The sequence below is a fragment of the Lysinibacillus sp. NPDC093190 genome (assembly GCF_050280425.1).
GTDB lineage: Bacteria > Bacillota > Bacilli > Bacillales_A > Planococcaceae > Lysinibacillus.
On the sequence record NZ_JBNNVG010000018.1, the window covers coordinates 1 to 20857 of the forward strand.

14 protein-coding genes are annotated in these 20857 nt (G+C 36.6%); 12 read left to right on the forward strand and 2 right to left on the reverse strand.

The window, feature by feature from the left end:
* From ACQKOF_RS14735 to ACQKOF_RS14785, 11 genes are all read left to right on the forward strand, one after another.
* A partial coding sequence (locus ACQKOF_RS14735) for a hypothetical protein (RefSeq protein WP_427558360.1) occupies positions 1-378 on the forward strand: 378 nt, incomplete at its 5' end.
* Between the two features lie 1081 nt (positions 379-1459).
* Entirely contained in the window at positions 1460-2344 is an 885-nt protein-coding gene (locus tag ACQKOF_RS14740) for a response regulator (RefSeq protein WP_427558363.1), read from the forward strand.
* A complete protein-coding gene (locus tag ACQKOF_RS14745; RefSeq protein ID WP_427558366.1) occupies positions 2341-3387 on the forward strand; it encodes a HEAT repeat domain-containing protein in 1047 nt (348 codons plus the stop codon). Before ACQKOF_RS14740 ends, ACQKOF_RS14745 begins: the two co-directional genes overlap by 4 nt.
* Positions 3384-4808, forward strand: a complete 1425-nt coding sequence (locus ACQKOF_RS14750) for a glycosyltransferase family 2 protein (protein WP_427558369.1) — start codon at positions 3384-3386, stop codon at positions 4806-4808. Before ACQKOF_RS14745 ends, ACQKOF_RS14750 begins: the two co-directional genes overlap by 4 nt.
* On the forward strand, positions 4805-7981 hold the full coding sequence (locus ACQKOF_RS14755; RefSeq protein ID WP_427558371.1) for a hypothetical protein: 3177 nt from the start codon (positions 4805-4807) through the stop codon (positions 7979-7981). The genes ACQKOF_RS14750 and ACQKOF_RS14755 overlap by 4 nt, the downstream gene beginning before the upstream one ends.
* Before the next feature lie 574 nt (positions 7982-8555).
* Positions 8556-9719 (forward strand): dicarboxylate/amino acid:cation symporter, encoded by a 1164-nt coding sequence (locus ACQKOF_RS14760; protein ID WP_427558373.1) that lies wholly within the window; start codon positions 8556-8558, stop codon positions 9717-9719.
* Between the two features lie 599 nt (positions 9720-10318).
* Positions 10319-11644, forward strand: a complete 1326-nt coding sequence (locus ACQKOF_RS14765; RefSeq protein ID WP_427558376.1) for a nucleotide sugar dehydrogenase — start codon at positions 10319-10321, stop codon at positions 11642-11644.
* A gap of 11 nt (positions 11645-11655) precedes the next feature.
* Positions 11656-13092 (forward strand): polysaccharide deacetylase family protein, encoded by a 1437-nt coding sequence (locus ACQKOF_RS14770; RefSeq protein WP_427558378.1) that lies wholly within the window; start codon positions 11656-11658, stop codon positions 13090-13092.
* Between the two features lie 5 nt (positions 13093-13097).
* Positions 13098-14963, forward strand: coding sequence for a glycosyltransferase (locus ACQKOF_RS14775; protein WP_427558381.1), 1866 nt, complete (start codon positions 13098-13100; stop codon positions 14961-14963).
* Positions 14960-16711, forward strand: a complete 1752-nt coding sequence (locus tag ACQKOF_RS14780) for a polysaccharide deacetylase family protein (RefSeq protein ID WP_427558384.1) — start codon at positions 14960-14962, stop codon at positions 16709-16711. Before ACQKOF_RS14775 ends, ACQKOF_RS14780 begins: the two co-directional genes overlap by 4 nt.
* 21 nt (positions 16712-16732) lie before the next feature.
* The gene (locus ACQKOF_RS14785) at positions 16733-17779 is read left to right on the forward strand and encodes a glycosyl hydrolase family 18 protein (protein ID WP_427558387.1); all 1047 of its coding nucleotides are present in this window, start codon (positions 16733-16735) and stop codon (positions 17777-17779) included.
* Here ACQKOF_RS14785 and ACQKOF_RS14790 read toward each other — a convergent pair.
* Together ACQKOF_RS14790 and ACQKOF_RS14795 are read right to left on the reverse strand one after the other, a co-directional pair.
* Entirely contained in the window at positions 17698-18318 is a 621-nt protein-coding gene (locus ACQKOF_RS14790; RefSeq protein ID WP_427558389.1) for a hypothetical protein, read from the reverse strand. The two genes, ACQKOF_RS14785 and ACQKOF_RS14790, sit on opposite strands and share 82 nt — an antisense overlap.
* 50 nt (positions 18319-18368) lie before the next feature.
* A complete protein-coding gene (locus ACQKOF_RS14795) occupies positions 18369-19271 on the reverse strand; it encodes a LysR family transcriptional regulator (RefSeq protein WP_427558392.1) in 903 nt (300 codons plus the stop codon).
* A gap of 788 nt (positions 19272-20059) precedes the next feature.
* On the opposite strand from ACQKOF_RS14795, the gene sufC reads away from it, so the two are divergent.
* On the forward strand, positions 20060-20839 hold the full coding sequence (sufC, locus tag ACQKOF_RS14800; RefSeq protein ID WP_427558395.1) for a Fe-S cluster assembly ATPase SufC: 780 nt from the start codon (positions 20060-20062) through the stop codon (positions 20837-20839).
* Positions 20840-20857: the final 18 nt, after the last annotated feature.

Sequence of the window (20857 nt, forward strand, 5' to 3'; positions counted from 1 at the left end):
ACAGACAAAACCTGTTGTTGCTGCCGCTACGCTTTCGCACAGACAAAACCTGTTGTTGCTGCCGCTACGCTTTCGCACAGACAAAACCTGTTGTTACTGCCGCTACGCTTTCGCATAGATAAAACCTGTTGTTGCTGCCGCTACGCTTTCGCACAGACAAAACCTGTTGTTGCTGCCGCTACGCTTTCGCACAGACAAAACCTGTTGTTGCTGCCGTTACGCTTTCGCACAGACAAAACCCGTTGTTGCTGCCGCTACGCTTTCGCACAGACAAAACCTGTTGTTGCTGCCGCTACGCTTTCGCACAGACAAAACCCGTTGTTGCTGCCGCTACGCTTTCGCACAGACAAAACCCGTTTGTTGCTGCCGCTACGCTAGCACTGCGCTTTCGCACAAAAAACAACTGCAGGCCTAAGCACAAAGCCAATTCCGGACGCAATTATGCCGAGGCATAATTGATTAATCACCTCGTCACTACGTTCTTGTGGGGCTTTTAGCGCAAGCTCATCCCGGCCATTCTCTGTGAAAATCAACAGTCCCTCATCACAGGATGAGTCGACAAGTTAGAGCAAAATGGTATTATAGCAATGATTTAAAATACTATATAAGGTAAGCTTCACCACATAGACTTCTGGAGTAAAACGAGAAAGTTTCGGTGCTCCTCACAAAATGCTAAATGGTGGTGTCTGTCATAAAATTACTATACAGTTTATATGTAAACGAAGTAGTGTTTATCTACAGTCTGAAAGGGAATGTAAGTTTAAAGCTCAAATTCCTTTTTCTGGTGCATTACAGTGATTTTTGGTTGATATTTTGTTGAAACGTATGTCATGTGTATAAGTTGATTGGAGTGGAGAATGGGCGACTCCTTGGGGATTAGCAATATAGGAACGAAGGCTAAAACCATCACATCCTGTGATAACGCCTTCGTGACCAACATCGGTGCCGCTGCCGCTTCGCTTTCGCGCAATAAACATCTGTTGGCCCGAGACCCTGGAGCGAGCCGGTAGAGGAACGAAGGCTAAGAGCATCACGTCCTGTAATAACGCCTTCGTGACCAACATCGTGTTGGCCCAAGTGGCTCATCGGACGCCCCCAGGAAGCTTTGCTCTGCGCGAAAGCGAAGCGTCAGCAACAAATGTTTTATCTGTGCGAAAGCGAAGCGTCAGCAACAAAGCGCCCAGTCGGAACGAAAATCAACCCCCTGTTATGGTAAAACGTCGACTTAAAAGGCTATCTTTTATCAGAAGAATATAACTTTTTACCAAAAGAGTTATTATTCTGTAGTTTACAGCAAAAATATAATAATATTTTAAAGTGGTCGATTTACCATAAATTTTGTATAGATATTGTTAAGTGATCTTTATTACTATAGTTGTTGTGTTTATAAATCAAGAGAATCATAGAAAAATAATGAAAGAGAATGAAAAACCTCTTACATCAACTGGAGTGAACATAAATGAATAAATTAATCATTGCAGAAGACATCATGCAGGAGCATGAGGTGAAGGGTTATTTTGAAATTTTGCGTGAGAGTGTTATTCGCTCACGTTTAACAATGACTGCAGTCTTTTTTAAATTAGCTAATTCTTCACAAGTAATTGATATAGAACGTAATCAAGTGAATGATCAAATTTCCTCTTTTCTAAAATCAAAAATACGAAAAACAGATTTACTTTTCCAATTAGCAGATGGCGTACATTGGGGAATATTTTTTCTACAAAGTAGTGAAGTAGAGGTAAAGGCGTTTTTAAAACGGATTTTTGCAATTCTAAAGCAAGAAAGGGAATTTCAGCAAATAGCGTTAAAAGCCTCCATTACTGAAATAAGAAATAATAGCGTTACCTTTGAAACTTTGTTAGACGAAAATAAGCAAAAACTAGCAGATGACGAACAGCCGACTTGGTCAATAGAACAGGTTACAGATTATAGTGTACAACCAACGGAGCAAGTAAAGGTAAGCATTATTGAACAAAATGCAATTTTTAGAAAAGTGCTAGAAACAACGATCAATCACTTAGACATTCCTCATTTTACTTTAGACGTGGCTACCTATGAAGATGGCTATAGTTTTTTACAGTCTGATAGCTATAAAACTGGCCATATGCATTTAGTTGTAATGAACGATATTTTACCACGTAAAAATGGCTTAGAAATTTTGCACATTTTACGAGAAATGCCGAATGAGAAAAAATTCATCATTTATATGATGTCAGAACGAAACTCTGAAGGGGCGACACTGAATGCTTATGAAGGTGGCGTCGACGAATATATCGTAAAACCATTTAATTTACGTTTGTTAGAAGCAAAAATTAGGCGAACTTTTGCGAGGTTTTGGCTATGATCAAGCTGTCGATTTCTTTTCTTTTAACGGTCATCGTTGTTTTATTAGTAGTTCTATTTATATTTACGATATATCTACTTTTTCAGCGCCAGCGGGAGATTCGTTTTGCAGAAACGCGTGATATTTTTTTACAAAACTATTCACAGCATTGGTACAACTATTTAATCAACGATGAAATTTTCTCTATGGTGCTTGTACCCCGCAAAAGAGCTCAAGTAGCAGCTATAGAAATAATCTTTTCATCTTATTTGAAAAATATAATGAATGACAAAGTTGAACATAAAATCAAAGAGTTTTCTAATCTCTATTTAAAACGGTTTTATGAAAAGGATTTAACAAGTAAACGTTGGAGCATTAGGATGAATGCTTTATATCGTATTGCTGATTTGCAGATAGAGGATTTATTAGATACTTGTCAACAATTCGAGAAAACCAAAATTTCGGAAGAAGAATATTTTCAGCTGTTAAAAATATACTCTCTCTTCCAACCAGAATTGTTTATCGAAAAAATTAAAGAATCGAGCGTTCATTATTCTGAAAGCGAATATAGAAGATTATTTGTATTGTTAGAGGATGACGTATTTATTCGATTATTTAAAGACTTTGACAGCTGGACGAAAAATATCCAATTTGCTGTAATTGATACTGCGGCTGTAAAAAGAAATATGCAGTATATTGATAAGTTAAAACAGCTATTAACCCATGAGATTCCAGAAATAAAAATAAGAGCATTAAAGGGTCTTTATGAAATTGGTGTAATTGATGAAATCGATCCTTATGTTCCATTTGTGACATCAGATATGTGGGAAGTAAGATTAATGGTCGCAAAAATCTTTAAGCATGTGCCACTAAACTATACCTATGCTTATTTAGAACAGCTACTTGAAGATGAAAATTGGTGGGTACGCTCACAGGCAGCTAAAACAATTGCAGAAAATAGAGAGGGTATTGCAAAATTACAGCAATTTATGGAGTCCTCAAACGACCAATATGCAATTGAAATGGCGCAGGAAACAGTAGTCAGAAAGCAGGGGAACAAATGAAAGTATTTTTAGATTATTGTATGTGGTTCTTTGGTTGCGTTATTCTGTTTTATATGTTGTTTGTTATTATTTCATATTGCGCAATGTTAGTAATTGCTATGCTAGATTTGCGAAAACGCTATAAATTAGATCCCTCAGAGTATGATGATGCGCATATCGATGCCTTTTACTCAAAACCAGTATCCTTATTAGTCCCTGCTTACAATGAAGAGGTTGGAGTTGTAGATACAGTCTATTCATTGTTGAATTTACGATATCCGCAAACGGAAATTATCATTATTAACGATGGTTCTACTGACACTACCCTACAAACCGTTATCGAGCATTTCCGAATGAAGCCCGTTGATAAAATTGTTCGTGCAAATATCCCTACAAAACAAGTTAAACAAATTTATGAATCTGAAATTTATAAGAATTGCATTTTAGTAGATAAAGAAAATGGTGGAAAGGCAGATGCATTAAATGTAGGTATTAATGTATCGCAATATCCTTATTTCTGCTCTATTGATGGTGATTCAATCTTAGATGAAAAATCATTGCTTCGTGTGATGAAGCCGATTATTTTATCTGATGGTGAAGTAATTGCGGCAGGAGGAAATATTCGAATAGCCAATGGAGCGAAAATGCAGCTTGGTTCCGTTACTGAGACACACTTACCAAATAATTATTTAGTAATCATGCAAATAATAGAATATTTGCGAGCTTTTTTAATGGGGCGCATAGCTTTAAGTAAATTCAATCTTGTGCTTATTATTTCCGGAGCATTTAGTGTCTTTTCGAAGGAGTGGGCTGTGGAAGCGGGCGGTTACTCGACGAATATTATTGGCGAAGACATGGAGCTTGTCGTGAATATTCACCGTTTGATTAGAAAGAAAAAAGAAAAGAAACGTATTGAATTTGTACCAGATCCTGTGTGCTGGACCGAAGCACCTCAGACATTAGGAGTATTGCGAAATCAACGTAGACGTTGGCATCAAGGATTATTTGAAAGTCTTTGGAAGCATAAAACGATGACGTTTAATCCGAAATATGGCTTGATAGGATTTATTGCATTTCCTTATTTTTGGCTTGTAGAATGCCTAGGACCCATTGTTGAGCTAGGTGGTTATATTTATATCGTTGTAGCATTTTTCTTAGGGAAAATCTATTATGAAGTGGCAATTATACTGTTGCTGCTCTTCGTCATTTATGGCGTTATTTTTTCAATAGCATCTATACTATTCGAAGCATGGACCATGAATACTTATCCGAGAAAGAGAGAGCTATTACGGATGATACTTTTAGCATTTACTGAAATTTTTTGGTATCGACCACTCACTCTTTTATGGCGCTGTGAGGGATTAGTTCGGTTTGTACTAAGAAAAAGCGATTGGGGTAATATGAAGCGTGTCGGCATCGCTGAAAAGGAGAAAAGTGTATGAAGCGAATATATATAGGGGTAATAGCCATGCTAATTCTCATACTCACACCTATTGCATGGTGGTATTTGAGCGCTGAAAAACCGCTGAACGTCGCGATCCTAGATAAAATGGTTCCGAATGAAACATATCGAGAGCATTTAGGTGTGAACTGGTTTTTAAACCATTATAAATATACAATCGATCATCATTCATATGATGTACAAAAAAATTACTATGGTACGATTCCGAATGATCAAACGAAAAAAGTGTCAGAAAAAAAGTTTCCGACTGACTATAGTAATTATGATGTTATTTATTTGGCAGATACGTATGGTGTTTATAAGGATGATTTAAATGAAGAAAAGCGTCTAGGTAAACGCTCAGAAAAAATTGTCGGCGGCTTAGAAATGGATGAATGGCAGTCTATAGTAGCTCGTTTAGCAAGCAACAAGAAAAGTATGCTAATAGCTGAATACAATACTTTTGCGTCACCTACATCAGAGGCAGTTAGAAAAGAACTACAGGATTATTTAGGAATTTCATGGTCTGGATGGATTGGGCGTTATTTTGATGAACTTGATTATCATAAAAACTCAGAAATTCCACAATGGGTCATAGATGAACATGGTGATAATTGGCCATATAAGGGCGGCGGCTTTCTTTTATTTAATGAAAATACAGAAAAGCTCATTGTGCTAGAAATGGACAAGCATGTAAAAACAGAGGGCATTCAGGTGCAATTTACTGAAGAGGGGAAAAAATTCTTTAATACCTCTGCTAGTGCAGAGTATGGCTATTGGTTTGATATTATCACACCTAAATATGCGGAGGATGCTCTCGCTAATTATGAATGGGACTTAACAAAAGAAGGGGAAAAACTATTAGAGGCCAACGATATTCCACAGCAATTTGCGGCAATCGTTTCACAGGATAAACGATACACGACAAGCTATTATTTTGCAGGAGACTTTAACGATATGTCACGGGTACCGTCTCTTTACAAAATAAAGGGATTACCGACTATTTATAAATACGCTGAGAAGTATGCTGATAGTTCATTTTACTGGTCGATTTATATACCAGTCATGCATAAAATTTTTGAAACGTTTGAGCAAAAAGAAGTTCAAGAAAACGTTAATCATGACAAATTAAATTATAACGCACGTACTAAGGGCGAGTCATTTGAAGTCTTACGTGATGGGAAATGGGAGCCACTAGTCTTTAAGGGCGTTAATATCGGTATGGGTAAACCAGGAGCATTCCCTGGCGAGGCTGCTATTACGGAAGAAGAGTACTATCGATGGTTCCGTCAAATTGGTGAGATGAATGCCAATACGATTCGTGTATATACATTACACCCACCAGGTTTTTATCGGGCACTTGCTAAATACAATGAAGAAAATCCGGATAAACCACTGTATGTATTGCATGGTGTATGGATTAATGAGGAAGGCTTGGCTGATTCACTAGATGCTTATGATGAAGCTACTTTAAAGGATTTCCAAAGTGAAATGAAGCGCATGGTAGACGTCATCCACGGTAATACTTATGTGAAACCAGTAGCAGGACATGCATCAGGATTATATGATGTTGACGTTTCAAAATATGTTATTGGCTGGGTACTTGGAATCGAATGGTATCCGCATATGGTTGTCGGTACGAACGAAAAACACGCTAATATAGGCGAGTACAATGGGAAGTATTTTGAAACGAAAAATGCTGCACCATTTGAGCATTGGTTAGCTGAACAAATGGATCTTATTACTGTTTATGAGAAGGATAAATACAATTGGATCCGTCCAATGAGTTTCACAAACTGGGTAACAACCGACTTACTAGACCATCCATCTGAACCTTCTGAAGATGAAGATTTGGTAGGAGTCAATCCAAATGTCATCTATACGAAAGGTGAGATGCAGGCACCAGGACAATTTGCTTCCTATCATGTTTATCCATATTATCCTGACTTCTTTAACTTCGACCAAAAATATTTAAATTATAAAGATTTCCGGGGCAATAAAAATAGTTATGCAGGATATTTAAAAGACTTACATCAAGCTCATCGTATGCCTGTTCTTATTGCGGAATTTGGAATTCCTGCAGCGCGTGGTATGACACATGAAAATGTTTACGGCTGGAATCAAGGGCATATGTCCGAACAACAGCAGGGTGAAACACTTCAACATTTATATGAAGATATTATGCATGAAGGCTTGCTAGGAGGTCTTATCTTTACATGGCAGGACGAGTGGTTTAAGCGAACGTGGAATACGATGGATTACGATGATCCAAATCGTCGACCATTTTGGTCCAATGCACAAACGAACGAACAACAATTTGGCGTACTAAGCTTTGATAGATTTAAAGTAAAAGTAGACGGCGATACAAAGGAGTGGAAAGGTACACAAATGTACAATACCTCACCTTCTGCTTCCACCGATTTTGCTGTCGATTACGATGAAAAATATTTGTATTTCAAATTAAAAAGTGATGTTTTAGAAAAAGCTTCACCTCATATTTTACTTGATGTAGTACCAAATCAGGGAAATACTTCGGCAACATCAATAAAAGATATGACGTTTTCAAATGGTGTAGATTTTATAGTTGAATTAAATAAAAGTGGAGACTCTCGAGTTGTCATAGATGAATACTATGATTTCTATGATTATTTTTACGGTCATAATTTAAATATGATTCCGCCTCGTATGGCAGTTCCTACAAAAAACAGCGGTAAGTTTGCACCGATTAACTATGTGTTAAATAAACAGCTATTCTTACCAGAGCAAAACATTACTACCGACTTTAGTTTTTATGAAACAGGGAAGCTTCTTCAAGGGAATGCCAATCCAAAAGCAAAAGACTATAATTCGTTAGTAGACTATACATGGACGGATGATAATGTTATTGAGCTACGAATTCCTTGGCTACTGATTCAAGCAAAAGATCCAAGTCAGCGTGAGTTTATGGGAGATTTATATAAGGATGGAAAGGAAACTTCCTCTAAAGTCGATAATATTTATATTGGTGCGGTCTTTGTAGATAAAGAGGGCAAGGTTGTAAAATCTCTACCAGAAACAAACGGCCATGTCTTACCTGCTCTTTCAGCTTATTCTTGGGAAAAATGGCAAACTCCTAAGTATGAAGAGCGTTTAAAACAATCATATTATATTTTACAAAAATTATTTAAAGATTAATCAATTATGCCTCGGCATAATTGCGTCCGGAATCGGCTTTGTGCTTAGGCCTGCAGATGTTTTTTGCGCGAAAGCGTAGCGGCAGCGGCACCGAAGCAGGTCAGTTAGCCGTTATCGCATGGATGCGATGATTTTAGGCTAACATCCTTTAAGAACTCCTTACCGATTCCGTGACATCCGCTCGCCGGAGGCTTTGGGCCAACACGATGTTGGTTACTCAGTCGTTGCCACAGGACGTGGCGTTCTTAGACTGAGTTCCTCTATTTCACCTGGTGTTTGGATAAGCGTTGAAAAATAGCTTAAATCCGCATTCATCTCATCACCTATAGAGGTGGGAGACTTCTGTACCTGTCGCTACGCTTTCGGTACAAAGGACATTTGCTGAAAGAAGTTAAATAGAAGCTTAGGATAGGTGAGTTTTTGCCTATTCTAAGTTTTTTATTTTTGTCTGAAAATAAAAAAGTATTTTACAATTCCGTCTATTTAATGAACTGTATATTCTCTCAACTGTTTATGTTAAATTACTAATATTACATTCTGGAAATACAGTTGTGTTTTTAAGGAGGACAAAATAATGGAACTTAAATTTGGTCTATTGGCAAAAATTATTGTCGCTATTTTGTTAGCGGTAATACTCGGAAACTTTATGCCAGAGCCATTTGTACGTATATTTGCAACATTTAATGGCGTATTCGGTAATCTTTTGAAATTTGTTGTACCACTTATTATTATTGCATTTATTGCTCCAGGCATTGCTCAGCTTGGGAAAGGCTCAGGAAAATTATTAGGTTTAGCAACATTCTTTGCTTATTTCTCAACCATCATTGCAGGTATACTCGCCTTTTTTGTAGCGCGCAATGTGTTGCCTAATTTCATTTCAAATGGTGCTATGGAAAGCATGAAAAACCCTGAGGAATTTTTAGCACAGGCATTCTTTAAAGTTGAAATGCCTCCAATAATGGATGTCATGGCAGCATTAATTTTTGCATTTATCGTAGGTATTGGTATGACTGCCATTCAAAGTGATGTTATGAAACGTGGTTTTGAAGAGTTTAATGTAATCATTGAAAAGTTAATTTCATTTGTTATTATTCCACTTTTACCATTCCATATTTTCGGTATCTTCTTGAACATGACATTTGGTGGTCAAGTAGCAAAAATCTTATCTGTTTTCGCGATTGTCTTCGCATTAATAATTGTGATGCATTGGGTAATATTGCTAATACAATACTCAATTGCGGGAATTTTAAATAAGAAAAATCCACTCATATTGCTTCGAACTATGCTACCTGCATATTTTACAGCTTTGGGCACACAATCCTCAGCGGCAGCTATTCCAGTTACATTGCGACAAGCGCAAAAAACAGGAGCTTCTGAAAAAGTAACGAATTTTACAATCCCACTGTTTGCCACGATTCATTTATCGGGTAGTACGATTACAATTGTGACATGCTCTTTAGGTGTTATGATGATGAACGGTATGGATATAGGCTTTGCACAATATCTAGGCTTTATTTTTATGCTAGGTATTACGATGGTTGCTGCACCAGGTGTCCCGGGAGGGGGAGTTATGGCAGCGATTGGTTTACTACAAACAATGCTCGGCTTCGATGAAACAATGGTTGCGCTTATGATAGCACTGTACTTAGCGCAAGATAGCTTCGGTACGGCTACAAATGTAACTGGAGATGGCGCATTAGCTATGATAGTAGATCGTTTCAACAGAAAAACTAGTTAATACAGGCAGAGTCGTGGATAGAAACGTCAAAGTCGTGGATAGAACAGCCAAAAACGTGGATAGAAACGTCAAAGCCATGGATAGAACAGCCAATCTGACGGATAGAATCACCTAAGCAAAAAAAATCGCCTGCTACGGCGATTTTTTTTTGCTAGGATGTTAGTTTCTAACTGATATCCGATTATACAAGAACAGAAGTTGGAGTTAATGAGAGAGTGGTACTTTCCAAGTTTTGATAATAAAGCGTTTCTCATGGATTTAATAGTTATTTAAATAGCTTTAAAAAGAATAGTTTTTTCACAAATAATTACAGTCCGTGCTTACTAAAATTTAATAAAATTTCATGTTTATGTAGGGAGTTATCGAAAAAAATATAGTTCTAAAGAAGTGAAATGGAAATTTAGTTAGAAAAAAATGCGATAAGATAGTTGTTTTTTCGTTTTGTATGGAATTTGTTTAGAAAATGTTTAGTTTAATTTAGTACTATAATATGTGCAAGAATGAGGGGAATTCATATACAAAAAATGAAGCGTAAAAGAATTAGCAATTGTAGAAGTAGTCTTTGAATTTAAAATAACTTAGACAAGGAGTAATTGCTTATGGGAACAAAAATTGAGTCACCGATATTATCTTTATCAAAAAAAATTAAAACAAGGAGTGCCACAATTGGAGTTGTTGGACTTGGTTATGTGGGGCTCCCGCTAGCCTTGGAAATCGTCAATAAAGGTTTTGGAGTAATTGGTTTCGATAAAGACAATAAAAAAATTACTAAATTAAAAAGTGGTGATAGCTATATTGCTGATATGTCTAATGCAATCATCGAGAAAGCAGTTAATGAACAGAAATTTGAGCCGACAAGTGATTTTTCTAAACTTGTACATGTAGATATCATTATTATTTGTGTACCGACACCTACGACTTCAGATGGAACACCTAATATCTCGTATATTGTTGATGCAGCTAATGCAATCGAACAGAATATGTCCTCTAATACTTTAATTATTCTTGAAAGTACAACTTACCCTGGAACAACAGAAGAAGTAGTTCAACCAATCCTAGAAAAAGGTAACTTCGTTATTGGGCAAGATATATTTTTAGCATATTCTCCTGAACGTGTGGACCCTGGAAATTTAAATTTTTCAGTTTCGAATACGCCTAAAGTAGTTGGTGGAATATCAGCAACTTGTTTAGAAGTTTCCAAGCTTTTTTATGAAACAGTGATCAATACAAATGTGTTTGCTGTAACCAGTCCAAAGATTGCTGAAATGGAAAAGTTACTAGAAAATACGTTTCGACAAATTAATATTGCCCTTGTCAATGAATTAAGTCAGGTTTGCCATAAAATGAATATCGATGTGTGGGAAGTTATTGAAGCGGCTTCGACAAAGCCTTATGGTTTTATGCCATTTACACCGGGCCCTGGGGTAGGTGGTCATTGCATACCAGTAGACCCTAAATATTTATTATGGGCTGGCCAGCAGCATGGTGTTTCAGCAACATTAATTGAGACGGCAGATAAAATTAATGATTCTATGCCAAGCTTTGTAGTTGAAAGATTAGAAAATTATTTAAATGCACATGAAAAAGAGATAGATGAGGCAGAAATTGTAGTGATTGGAGTTTCCTATAAGCCGAATATTAATGATTTTCGGGAATCGCCAGCATTACATGTCATTGATAAATTAAAAGAAAAGCAGTGTGGTCTAAAAGTTATTGATCCATTTATTGAAACATTTACAGTTGGTAATGACATGTTTAACACAGTTTCACTTACAAAAGAATTAATTCAAAAAGCGGATGCTGTAGTCATTTTAACGAATCATACAACTATTGATTATTCGTTGATTGATCAACATGCTGCTTTAATTTTTGACACGCGTAATACCCATTATTTGTTTAAAAATGAAAAATATCACAAATTATAGAGGGGGATTCTGTGAACACGAGGCGACTAAAATTATGTAGTCTATTATTCATTTTGTTTTTAGTTGGATGTCAATCGTCCGCTCAAACTAATCAGGTTAAACCAGTTGATTCAGCAATTGATATAAAGGAACCGGATGGAACGATGAGTGAAATTTATAGTCACGCAAGCATTCTTAGTCCAAAGGTAGCATTAACTTTTAATGGACTTGCAGACAATGAAACAATGCATAAACTACTAAAGGTATTAGAACAATTTAACATGAAGGCAACATTTTTTGTAGAAGGTACGCGAGTGGCGCAAGATCCTGAGTTAGTGAAGGACATTTTAGCTAAAGGTCATGAAGTAGAAAATGGTACGTTAACGTTTCCTGAAATGACTGATTTAAATTATGAAGAAACATATAAAGAAATTTACTTAGCCAATCAAGTTTTTGAAGAGCATCTAGGTTATACACCAAAATTCGTTCGTAGTCGTTCTGGTGATTCAACTGACAATATGCGTTTAGCAACTAAAACGCTCAATATGAAGGGAGTCGTAGAATCTTCCATTAATCCTAAAGATCGAAATATGCAAAGTGCTGAGGAAATAATGGATTATATTCATCGCTTTATCAATAGTGGATCTGTCATTCATTTAAACACGTACATTAATCCTGCGATTATTGATGTTGTACCACTATTGTCTCAATTAGGGAAAGAAAAAGGATATGTTTTCTCTACATTAACAGACGTATTAGATGAACAATATTTAGGAAAATCTTTAGAGGAAATTGAAGGCTATGACGCTATTAAAATGAATCCGGATTATGAAAATGTTAAACCAAATATGTTCTATCGTAAAAATACTTCCAAAAAAGAAATTGCTTTAACCTTTGATGATTGGGCAAGTGAGGAGAGAATTAAAGAAATTTTAGATGTTCTCGATAAGTATCATGTTAAATCCACATTCTTTTTAATTGGCAAAGGTGTGAAAAAGGATCCGCAATTAGCACGATTAATTGTTGAGAGAGGACATGAAGTTACAAGCCATTCCTACAATCACCTTGATGTTACGGAAATGACACCGGAAGAACTCCAAAAGGATGTCGTGATGGCACATAGGGCTCTAACCTATGCCTTACAGGAAGAGCCTTTGCTGTATTTCAGACCTCATAAAGGGATAATTGATGAAGAATCAGCGAAAATTATTGCCGCAACAGGTGTCAAATTGATTGCTATGTACGATATTGCATCGTTCGATTGGAAATTAGAATATACCCCTCGAGATATTTATAATCGTGTGATGACTAGAGTAGCTCCAGGAAAGGTAATTGTTATGCATATTTTAGATGGTACAAAAACAGTTGAAGCATTGCCATTAATCATTGAAAAGCTACAAAAAGATGGGTATAGTTTTGCGAAAATGTCGACTTGGATTGAAGAAGATTCAAATAAGAAAGTGAATTGATAATCATGAATAAGAAAAAAGAGATTTTAACGATACCACGCTCTGATCGACGCATTTTATCGAATATTCCTGACCCAGAAAATGTACGAAGTCTCGTTAATCGTCGAGGTGCTTCGTATCAAAAAGAGGAAATCGATCCTACAGATGTCAATGAAATATATCGTTTACAGCTGTTAAGTTTACGCTATGAAACCAATTTTGAAGTACAAATTAAAAGTGCTAGACAAAAGGTTAAGGAAAAACATTACGCAGAGGATATTTCAGTAACAGGTATTCTTGTCTATTCAAATAGTCCTGAGAATTTTTTAATAGATGAAATTATCACGATGAAATTCACCATACCTGGTGGTGCGATGCCGGAGGGCTACGAATCTAGAGTAAAGGTAAAAGCGAAAATTGTTCGTCACTTTATAAAAGAAGTAGATGGAGAAATTCGATATTATTATGCATGTGAATTTTTACAGCCTTTAAATGACTATATGACAAAAAAACGCTGGGGACTATCAATCTTTATGGCAAGTATATTTTTATTGGTAGTTTCTCTAATCGTTATGTTAATGCGGGCTGAAAGTGTTATTTATTTCAGATTCAATAAATTCCTATATCTATATAGTATTATTGCTGCAACATTTCTTTTAAGTCGATATTTATTCGGTATTTTCTATAGGAATGTACCGATAAATCCTAAATTTGAACCGGGCGTTTCTATTATTATTCCAGTGTTTAACGAAGAACAATGGATTCATAGAACAATTTTAAGCTGTATTAATCAGTATTATCCTGTAGACAAATTAGAGGTTATTGTTGTAGATGATTATTCGACAGATAGAACTGAGGAAAAATCAAAGGAAATGATTGAACTTATTCATAGCGAGGGTGAGCGATTTAAAACAAAGAATCGCTTAAGCTTCCATAAGCTACCTCAAAATGGAGGGAAACGTGAGGCTTTAGTGGCAGGAGTACATCTTGCTAAACACGATTTAGTCGTTTTCGTAGATTCAGATAGTTTTTTAGAACCTCATGCTATTCGAAATATTGTGCAGCCTTTCCAAGATCCTAAAATGGGCGGTGTGGCTGGAAGAACAGAGGTTGAAAATAAATTTACAAATGCACTGACAAAATTGCAAACCGTTCGCTATTATATAGCCTTTCGGATAATGAAAGCTGCTGAGTCTTGGTTTGATACAGTAACTTGCTTATCTGGTCCATTAGCTTGTTATCGAAAAGAGCTAATTTTAAAGAACGAGACAGCATGGTTAAACCAAAAATTTCTTGGACAACCCGCAACATTCGGTGATGACCGTAGTATGACAAACTATATTTTAAAAACACATCGAACGGGATATCAAGACAATGCCGTATGTTCTACAATTGTTCCATCAGACACAAAAGTCTTTTTATCTCAACAAATGAGATGGAAACGATCATGGCTACGCGAATCGTTACGAGCATTTTTATTTATGTGGAAGAAGGAACCTTTTATGTTTCTTTTCTTCATTATAGGTTTAATCGTACCAATAGCAGCCCCCATTGTTGTTGTTTACAATTTAGTTTATGTGCCAATTATGCATGGCATTTTTCCAACTACATTTTTAATGGGATTGTTATTGATGGCAATGCTAATGAGCTTGGCCCATCTTTTCTTTAGAAAAAGTAAATTGTGGGCATTTGGTTTTATCTTTGTACTTTTCTATGAATTTATTTTGCTGTGGCAAATGCCTGTTGCATGGGTTACATTTTGGAAATCAACGTGGGGTACGAGAGAAACACCTCAAGATGTCATCGCCAAAGAAAAGAAATTAGAAAAACAAAAATTACGAAAATCCCGAATTTCGATTCTAAAAATTAGAAAAATGGGTGAGAAGGAATGAGTGAAAAAAATGTTGTATTAAACTCAGCTAAAAAGAATCGAAGGAAAATAATACGATCCATTGTTCAAACGATTATCGTTATATTTTTAGCTGTTATTTTAATACGTGTGGTATTTTTAACTGATAAAAGGGTAGAGGAAACGGTTCCTTTAGTGAATAAAGATGGTTTCATCGCATTATCATATTTTGGTGTGAGCAGGGGTGAATCTCCTAAATATGTATCTAAAGAGAGTTTGAGAAAACAACTAGAACTGCTTGAAAGTCAAGGGTATAAAACAATTACTCAGCAGGATATTTTAGATTTTTATCAGAAAAACAAACCATTGCCAGAAAAGGCGTTGTATTTATCATTTGAAGATGGACGTACAGATTCTAGTATATTTGCTCAAAACATCATGGAGGATCTGAATTATGAAGCTACCATGTTTACGTACGCCAATAAAATGGATACACGGGACAACAAATTTTTAAAACCGAAAGACTTATCGCTTATGAAAAAAAGTGGCTATTGGGAGTTAGGCTCTAATGGGTACCGCCTGACATATATTAATATTTATAACGATAAAGGACAGTCGTTAGGTATAGTAGATGAAAATAATGTGCCGGATAAAACGACTATCGAATATTATAATCATTATTTAATGGACTTCATTCGCAATCAATATATGATTCCAAGTGAAACGCGACAAGAAATGGAAAAACGTGTCCAAAAAGATTACAAGCTAATGCATGATATTTATAAGGAGGAATTAGGAGAAGTTCCTAAGGCCTATGCTATTATGCATGCCAACTCACTTTATAATAATATGGATTCATTAGTTGAAAGTGCAAATAATAAAGAAATTACGGATATTTTTAAAATGCATTTCAATTTGGAGCTAGGGGCATATAATGATGCGGATGCTGATCGCTACAACTTAAGCAGATTACAAGTATCCCCCTATTGGTCTACCAATCATGTGATGATGAAAATCCGCCAAGCTAGTAAGCAAAATGTAGAATTTGAAGTCGGAGATCATCAACGGGCAAAAGAATGGTCAGTAATGAATGGTGCAGCAGAATTTGAAAATAATGAGATTACTATAACATCAGCACCTTCCAGTGAAGGTCGGGTAATATTGAAGGAAACTCTTCCAGAGCAATATAATATAAGCTTTGCTTTTAAAGGGAATGTCGTTGGTCAACAATCTATTTATTTAAACTATGATGAAAAAAATAATAGCTATATTCGGGTGGCATTAATAGATAATGAGATTGTTGTTTCTGAAAAATCACCAGAATCAAGCGTAGTTGAGAAGGAGCGTTTCCTGTTAAATGAAATAAAGTGGAATGAAGAAGAGTATGCATTTAATAAGGCTACCGTATACGATTACCAGGATACGCAAAAAGGCTCTAGAATTGACGAGGAAGAGTATCCACGAAACCTAACAAAAACAAGAGTATTTAACATTTCTGTCAATAAGGATAAAATAAAGATAGATGTAGATAAGGTATTATCCAAGACAATTCAAGTAAATCCTGACATTCAAGGATCTCAAATTGGATTTGGTGCGTTGTTCAGCAAAAAAGAAACATCGCATGAACAGTATGCAGATGATATTTATGATACATTCATCGAAGATATTTTGATTACAGATGTTAACGATCATACGCTTTTTACTAACCAATACACGAATTTCGATAAAGTAAAGCACAAAACAATGACTTTATTTTATAACGTTGTTGATTTCTTTATTGAAACCTTCTAAAACGGGGGGAACTAGATTCAAGTGAAAAACTTTTTTTTGTTTATCTGTATAGCACTACTAATTATCACAGCTTGTAGTAATAGCAAAGAAGCACCTGTTAAGGCAAGAGATGAGTTGAAAAACAAAGACAAGCTTCAATTATCTATTTGGTTACCTGAATGGCAAAACAAATCTGCCATCGAGGATGTGAAAGATTCACAACAAGGCTTACAAGACATACGTGTTTTTGGTGCTTACTTTAATGAGAATGACCAATTATTATTAACTAAAGATACGATAGAAATGTTGAAACAGACACAGCAACAATTTAATGAATTACATCATGTTATACTCACGTTAATTAACGATTATGTTACAGATAACGCCCCATCAGTTCAGAAGGATAGTACGTTATTGCATCGATTGTTACAAAATCCGACATCAAGGCAGCAACATATTGATAATATTATGCAGATTGTTGAACGATACAATGTGAATGGTATCGAAATTGATTATGAAAAGGTTGCTAAAGAAGATTTCCCTGAGTATGTCCGTTTCTTAGAGGAACTTTATAAACAGCTATCAAAAAAGGATATTTCATTGCATGTCGTACTAGAGCCACGCTTCCCATTTGATGTTAAATTACCAGATGGCCCTAAATATACAGTGATGGCTTATAATGTGTACGGATATCATAGTGGTCCAGGTGCAAAGGCAACATTTTCATTTTTAGATGACTTAATAAAAAAAATTGGGAAGTCTAATCAAAACTTAGCGATTGCTTTTGCAACTGGCGGATTTAAATGGGTAAACCAAGGCAAAACGGTTGCATTAACGGAAGTAGAGGCAGAGGAATTACTAAACAAAACGAAAGCGGTTAAACATCGCGATCAAGCAAGTGGTGCTGCATATTTCACGTATTTAGATGAACAAAATGTTAAGCATGAAGTTTGGTACGCCGATCAGGAAACACTTGAAAAATGGACAGCATACGTGCAAAAGAAAAGCTACAATGAGGTTGTTTTATGGCGTGCCGGAGGTCTAGGCTCAAAAACGTTACAATGGATTAACGAACAATCAGAGGAGTGACGGAAAGAACAGCCGAAGTCGTGGATAGAGACGTCAGAGCGGCGGAAAGAAGAGCCGAAGTCGTGGTTAGAGACGTCAGAGCGGCGGAAAGAAGAGCCGAAGTGACGGAAAGAAACGTCAAAGCGACGGAAAGAAGAGCCGAAGTGACGGATGGAAATCAGAGCGACGGAAAGAAGAGCCGAAGTGACGGAATGAATCGCCAAAGCGCCGGAAAGAAACGCCAAAGCGACGGAAAGAAGAGCCAAGGTGACGGATGGAAACCAAAGCGACGGAAAGAAGAGCCAAGGTGACGGATGGAAACCAGAGCGACGGAAAGAAGAGCCAAGGTGACGGAAAGAAACGCCAAAGCGACGGAAAGAAGAGCCAAAGTGACGGATGGAAATCAGAGCGACGGAAAGAAGAGCCGAAGTGACGGAATGAATCGCCAGAGCGACGGAAAGAAGCGCCGAAGTGACGGAATGAAACGTCAAAGCGACGGATAGAACAGCCAAAGTCGTGGATAGGAACGCCAAAAAGATGGATAGAACAGCCAATCTCACGGATAGATTCACCTTAAGCCAAAAAAAATCGCCAGCTACGGCGATTTTTTTTATTGGAATTGAGAAAGACGTGAAAAGAAATTTGTAACGAAGTCTAAAAATATTTTTTCTGATGGTGCAATCTCGCGGTTTACAGGTGAAATAATACCGACTGTTCTTGGAATCGCAGGTGATTTAATCGGTACCTTTACCGTGAAGCGGGCAGCTGAATCATACAGTGAGCTTTCTGGTAATAAGCTGACCCCTATGCCTGCAGCGACAAGACCCTTTAGTGCATCTAAGTCTTCACCCTCGGAGATGACGTTTGGCGAGAAGCCGGCAGCTCGGCAGGCATCCATAGCTACTTTATGTAAAATATAGCCTTCTGGGAATAATACAAATAAATCGTTACGTAAATCGGCAAGCTGAATACTTTCCCTTCTGGCTAATGGATGTTTTGCTGGCAGTAATGCAGCGATATTTTCAGTAAATAATATTGTTGAATGGATCGATTCGTCCTTCGGTGGAAGAGGGCCTAAAAAAGCTAAATTTAACTCGCGATTTTTGACAGCATCAATTAAAAAACGATAGGAGCCTTGACGGAGCTGGAATTGCAAATCTGGATATTCACGCTTAAAGGCTGAAATAACAGTTGGCAATACATAGCTAGCCAAGCTCGTTGGAAAACCGATTTTTATCGTACCTTTAGCAGGATCTAAATATTCTTCAACTTGCTTTGCGGCAAAATCAATGGCTTTTAAAGCAGTAATTGTGTGCTCGAGAAATATTTTTCCAATCGGTGTCAATTTAACATTTCGTCCTACACGTTCAAAAAGTGATGTGCCTAATTCATCTTCTAAATTAGCAATTTGTCGGCTTATTGCAGATTGAGCAACATGAAGATGTTCGGCAGCTTCTGAAATGTGTTCCCGCTCAGCAACTTCAACAAAATAACGTAATTGACGTAACTCCACTAGATATTCACCTCTATTAATCGAAAAATACGATTGATTATACCTCAATTATATACTATTTAAGATGAAAAATGATTGTAAATAAACAAATGATAGCTAGCAAGCTTTAATGATTAAAAGAAAATTACATCATCTTTTATTATATATTTTGACTCATTATCAAAAGTTTGAGATAACATTGGTTAAAACGAATGCCGTGTATATAGGTTGATTGGAGTGGAGGCTGGGCGACTCCTTGGGGATCAGCGTCACAGTTGAGACCCTGCAGCGTAGCGGATGTTTTCTGTGCGAAAGCGTAGTGCTAACGTAGCGGCAGCAACAAAAGCGGCTCATCGGACGCCCCAGGAAAGCGCCCAGCCGGAACGGAAATCAACTCCACGTTATGATGGTAAGTCTTAATTTTACGAACTAGTACTCTTGATATTTCTTTCCTTTATTTGATTCCATTCTAATAAAAAAGGTTATAGTATTGGTATTATTATTTATACATTTCTGTCACAAAACCGCTACAATTAGCGCTTCTTGCGGGGTTTCCACTATGTAGCTAGATGAAATCCATTCTCAATTAGAATTATTTCATTGAAAATGAGGAAAGTTGATTCTCATTGTCAATAACGATTAGTAATAATCTGAAAATGCTTATAAACTCTTTATTTTTAAGGATTGTTTCAGAGAAAAATGAAAGTGAATGAAATGGTTTGCATAGAGAACGATTTTCAGTTAAGATTAGAATGATGATAATTAAGGAATGGTACACCATTCACTGAACACACTATGGAGGTATTTTCATGTCAACTTTAGTTATTAAAGATCTTCACGTTGAAATCGACGGGAAAGAGATTTTAAAAGGCGTAAACCTTACAATTAATACAAATGAAATTCATGCAATCATGGGACCAAACGGAACAGGTAAATCAACACTAGCTTCTGCAATTATGGGTCACCCTAAATATGAAGTAACTTCTGGTACAGTAGAACTTGATGGCGAAAATGTACTTGAAATGGAAGTGGACGAGCGTGCTCAGGCAGGTTTATTCCTAGCAATGCAATATCCTTCTGAAATCGCTGGTGTAACAAATGCTGATTTCTTACGCTCAGCTATTAATGCACGCCGTGAAGAGGGCGATGAAATTTCTCTAATGAAATTTATCCGTGAATTAGATAAAAACATGGAATTCCTTGAAATGCACGAGGATATGGCACAACGTTATTTAAATGAAGGTTTCTCTGGCGGTGAAAAAAAACGTAACGAAATTCTTCAATTAATGATGATTAAACCTACTTTCGCAATTTTAGATGAAATTGACTCTGGTCTTGATATTGACGCGCTTAAAGTTGTTTCAAAAGGAATCAATGCAATGCGTGGAGAAGGATTCGGCTGCTTAATGATCACTCACTACCAACGTCTACTTAACTACATTACACCAGACCATGTACACGTAATGATGCAAGGTCGTGTTGTTAAATCAGGTGGCGAAGAATTAGCACAACGTTTAGAAGCTGAAGGCTATGACTGGATTAAAAAAGAATTAGGTATCGAAGAAGAAACTGAAGAACAAAAAGCATAAGAGGGAGGACGAACTAGC

What these genes read in the sequence shown, in the direction of transcription:
- ACQKOF_RS14760 (WP_427558373.1), top strand. Translation starts at nt 8,556, where the DNA reads ATGGAACTTAAATTTGGTCTATTGGCAAAAATTATTGTCGCTATTTTG.
- ACQKOF_RS14775 (WP_427558381.1), top strand. Translation starts at nt 13,098, where the DNA reads ATGAATAAGAAAAAAGAGATTTTAACGATACCACGCTCTGATCGACGC.
- ACQKOF_RS14780 (WP_427558384.1), top strand. Translation starts at nt 14,960, where the DNA reads ATGAGTGAAAAAAATGTTGTATTAAACTCAGCTAAAAAGAATCGAAGG.
- ACQKOF_RS14750 (WP_427558369.1), top strand. Translation starts at nt 3,384, where the DNA reads ATGAAAGTATTTTTAGATTATTGTATGTGGTTCTTTGGTTGCGTTATT.
- ACQKOF_RS14745 (WP_427558366.1), top strand. Translation starts at nt 2,341, where the DNA reads ATGATCAAGCTGTCGATTTCTTTTCTTTTAACGGTCATCGTTGTTTTA.
- sufC (WP_427558395.1), top strand. Translation starts at nt 20,060, where the DNA reads ATGTCAACTTTAGTTATTAAAGATCTTCACGTTGAAATCGACGGGAAA.
- ACQKOF_RS14765 (WP_427558376.1), top strand. Translation starts at nt 10,319, where the DNA reads ATGGGAACAAAAATTGAGTCACCGATATTATCTTTATCAAAAAAAATT.
- ACQKOF_RS14740 (WP_427558363.1), top strand. Translation starts at nt 1,460, where the DNA reads ATGAATAAATTAATCATTGCAGAAGACATCATGCAGGAGCATGAGGTG.
- ACQKOF_RS14755 (WP_427558371.1), top strand. Translation starts at nt 4,805, where the DNA reads ATGAAGCGAATATATATAGGGGTAATAGCCATGCTAATTCTCATACTC.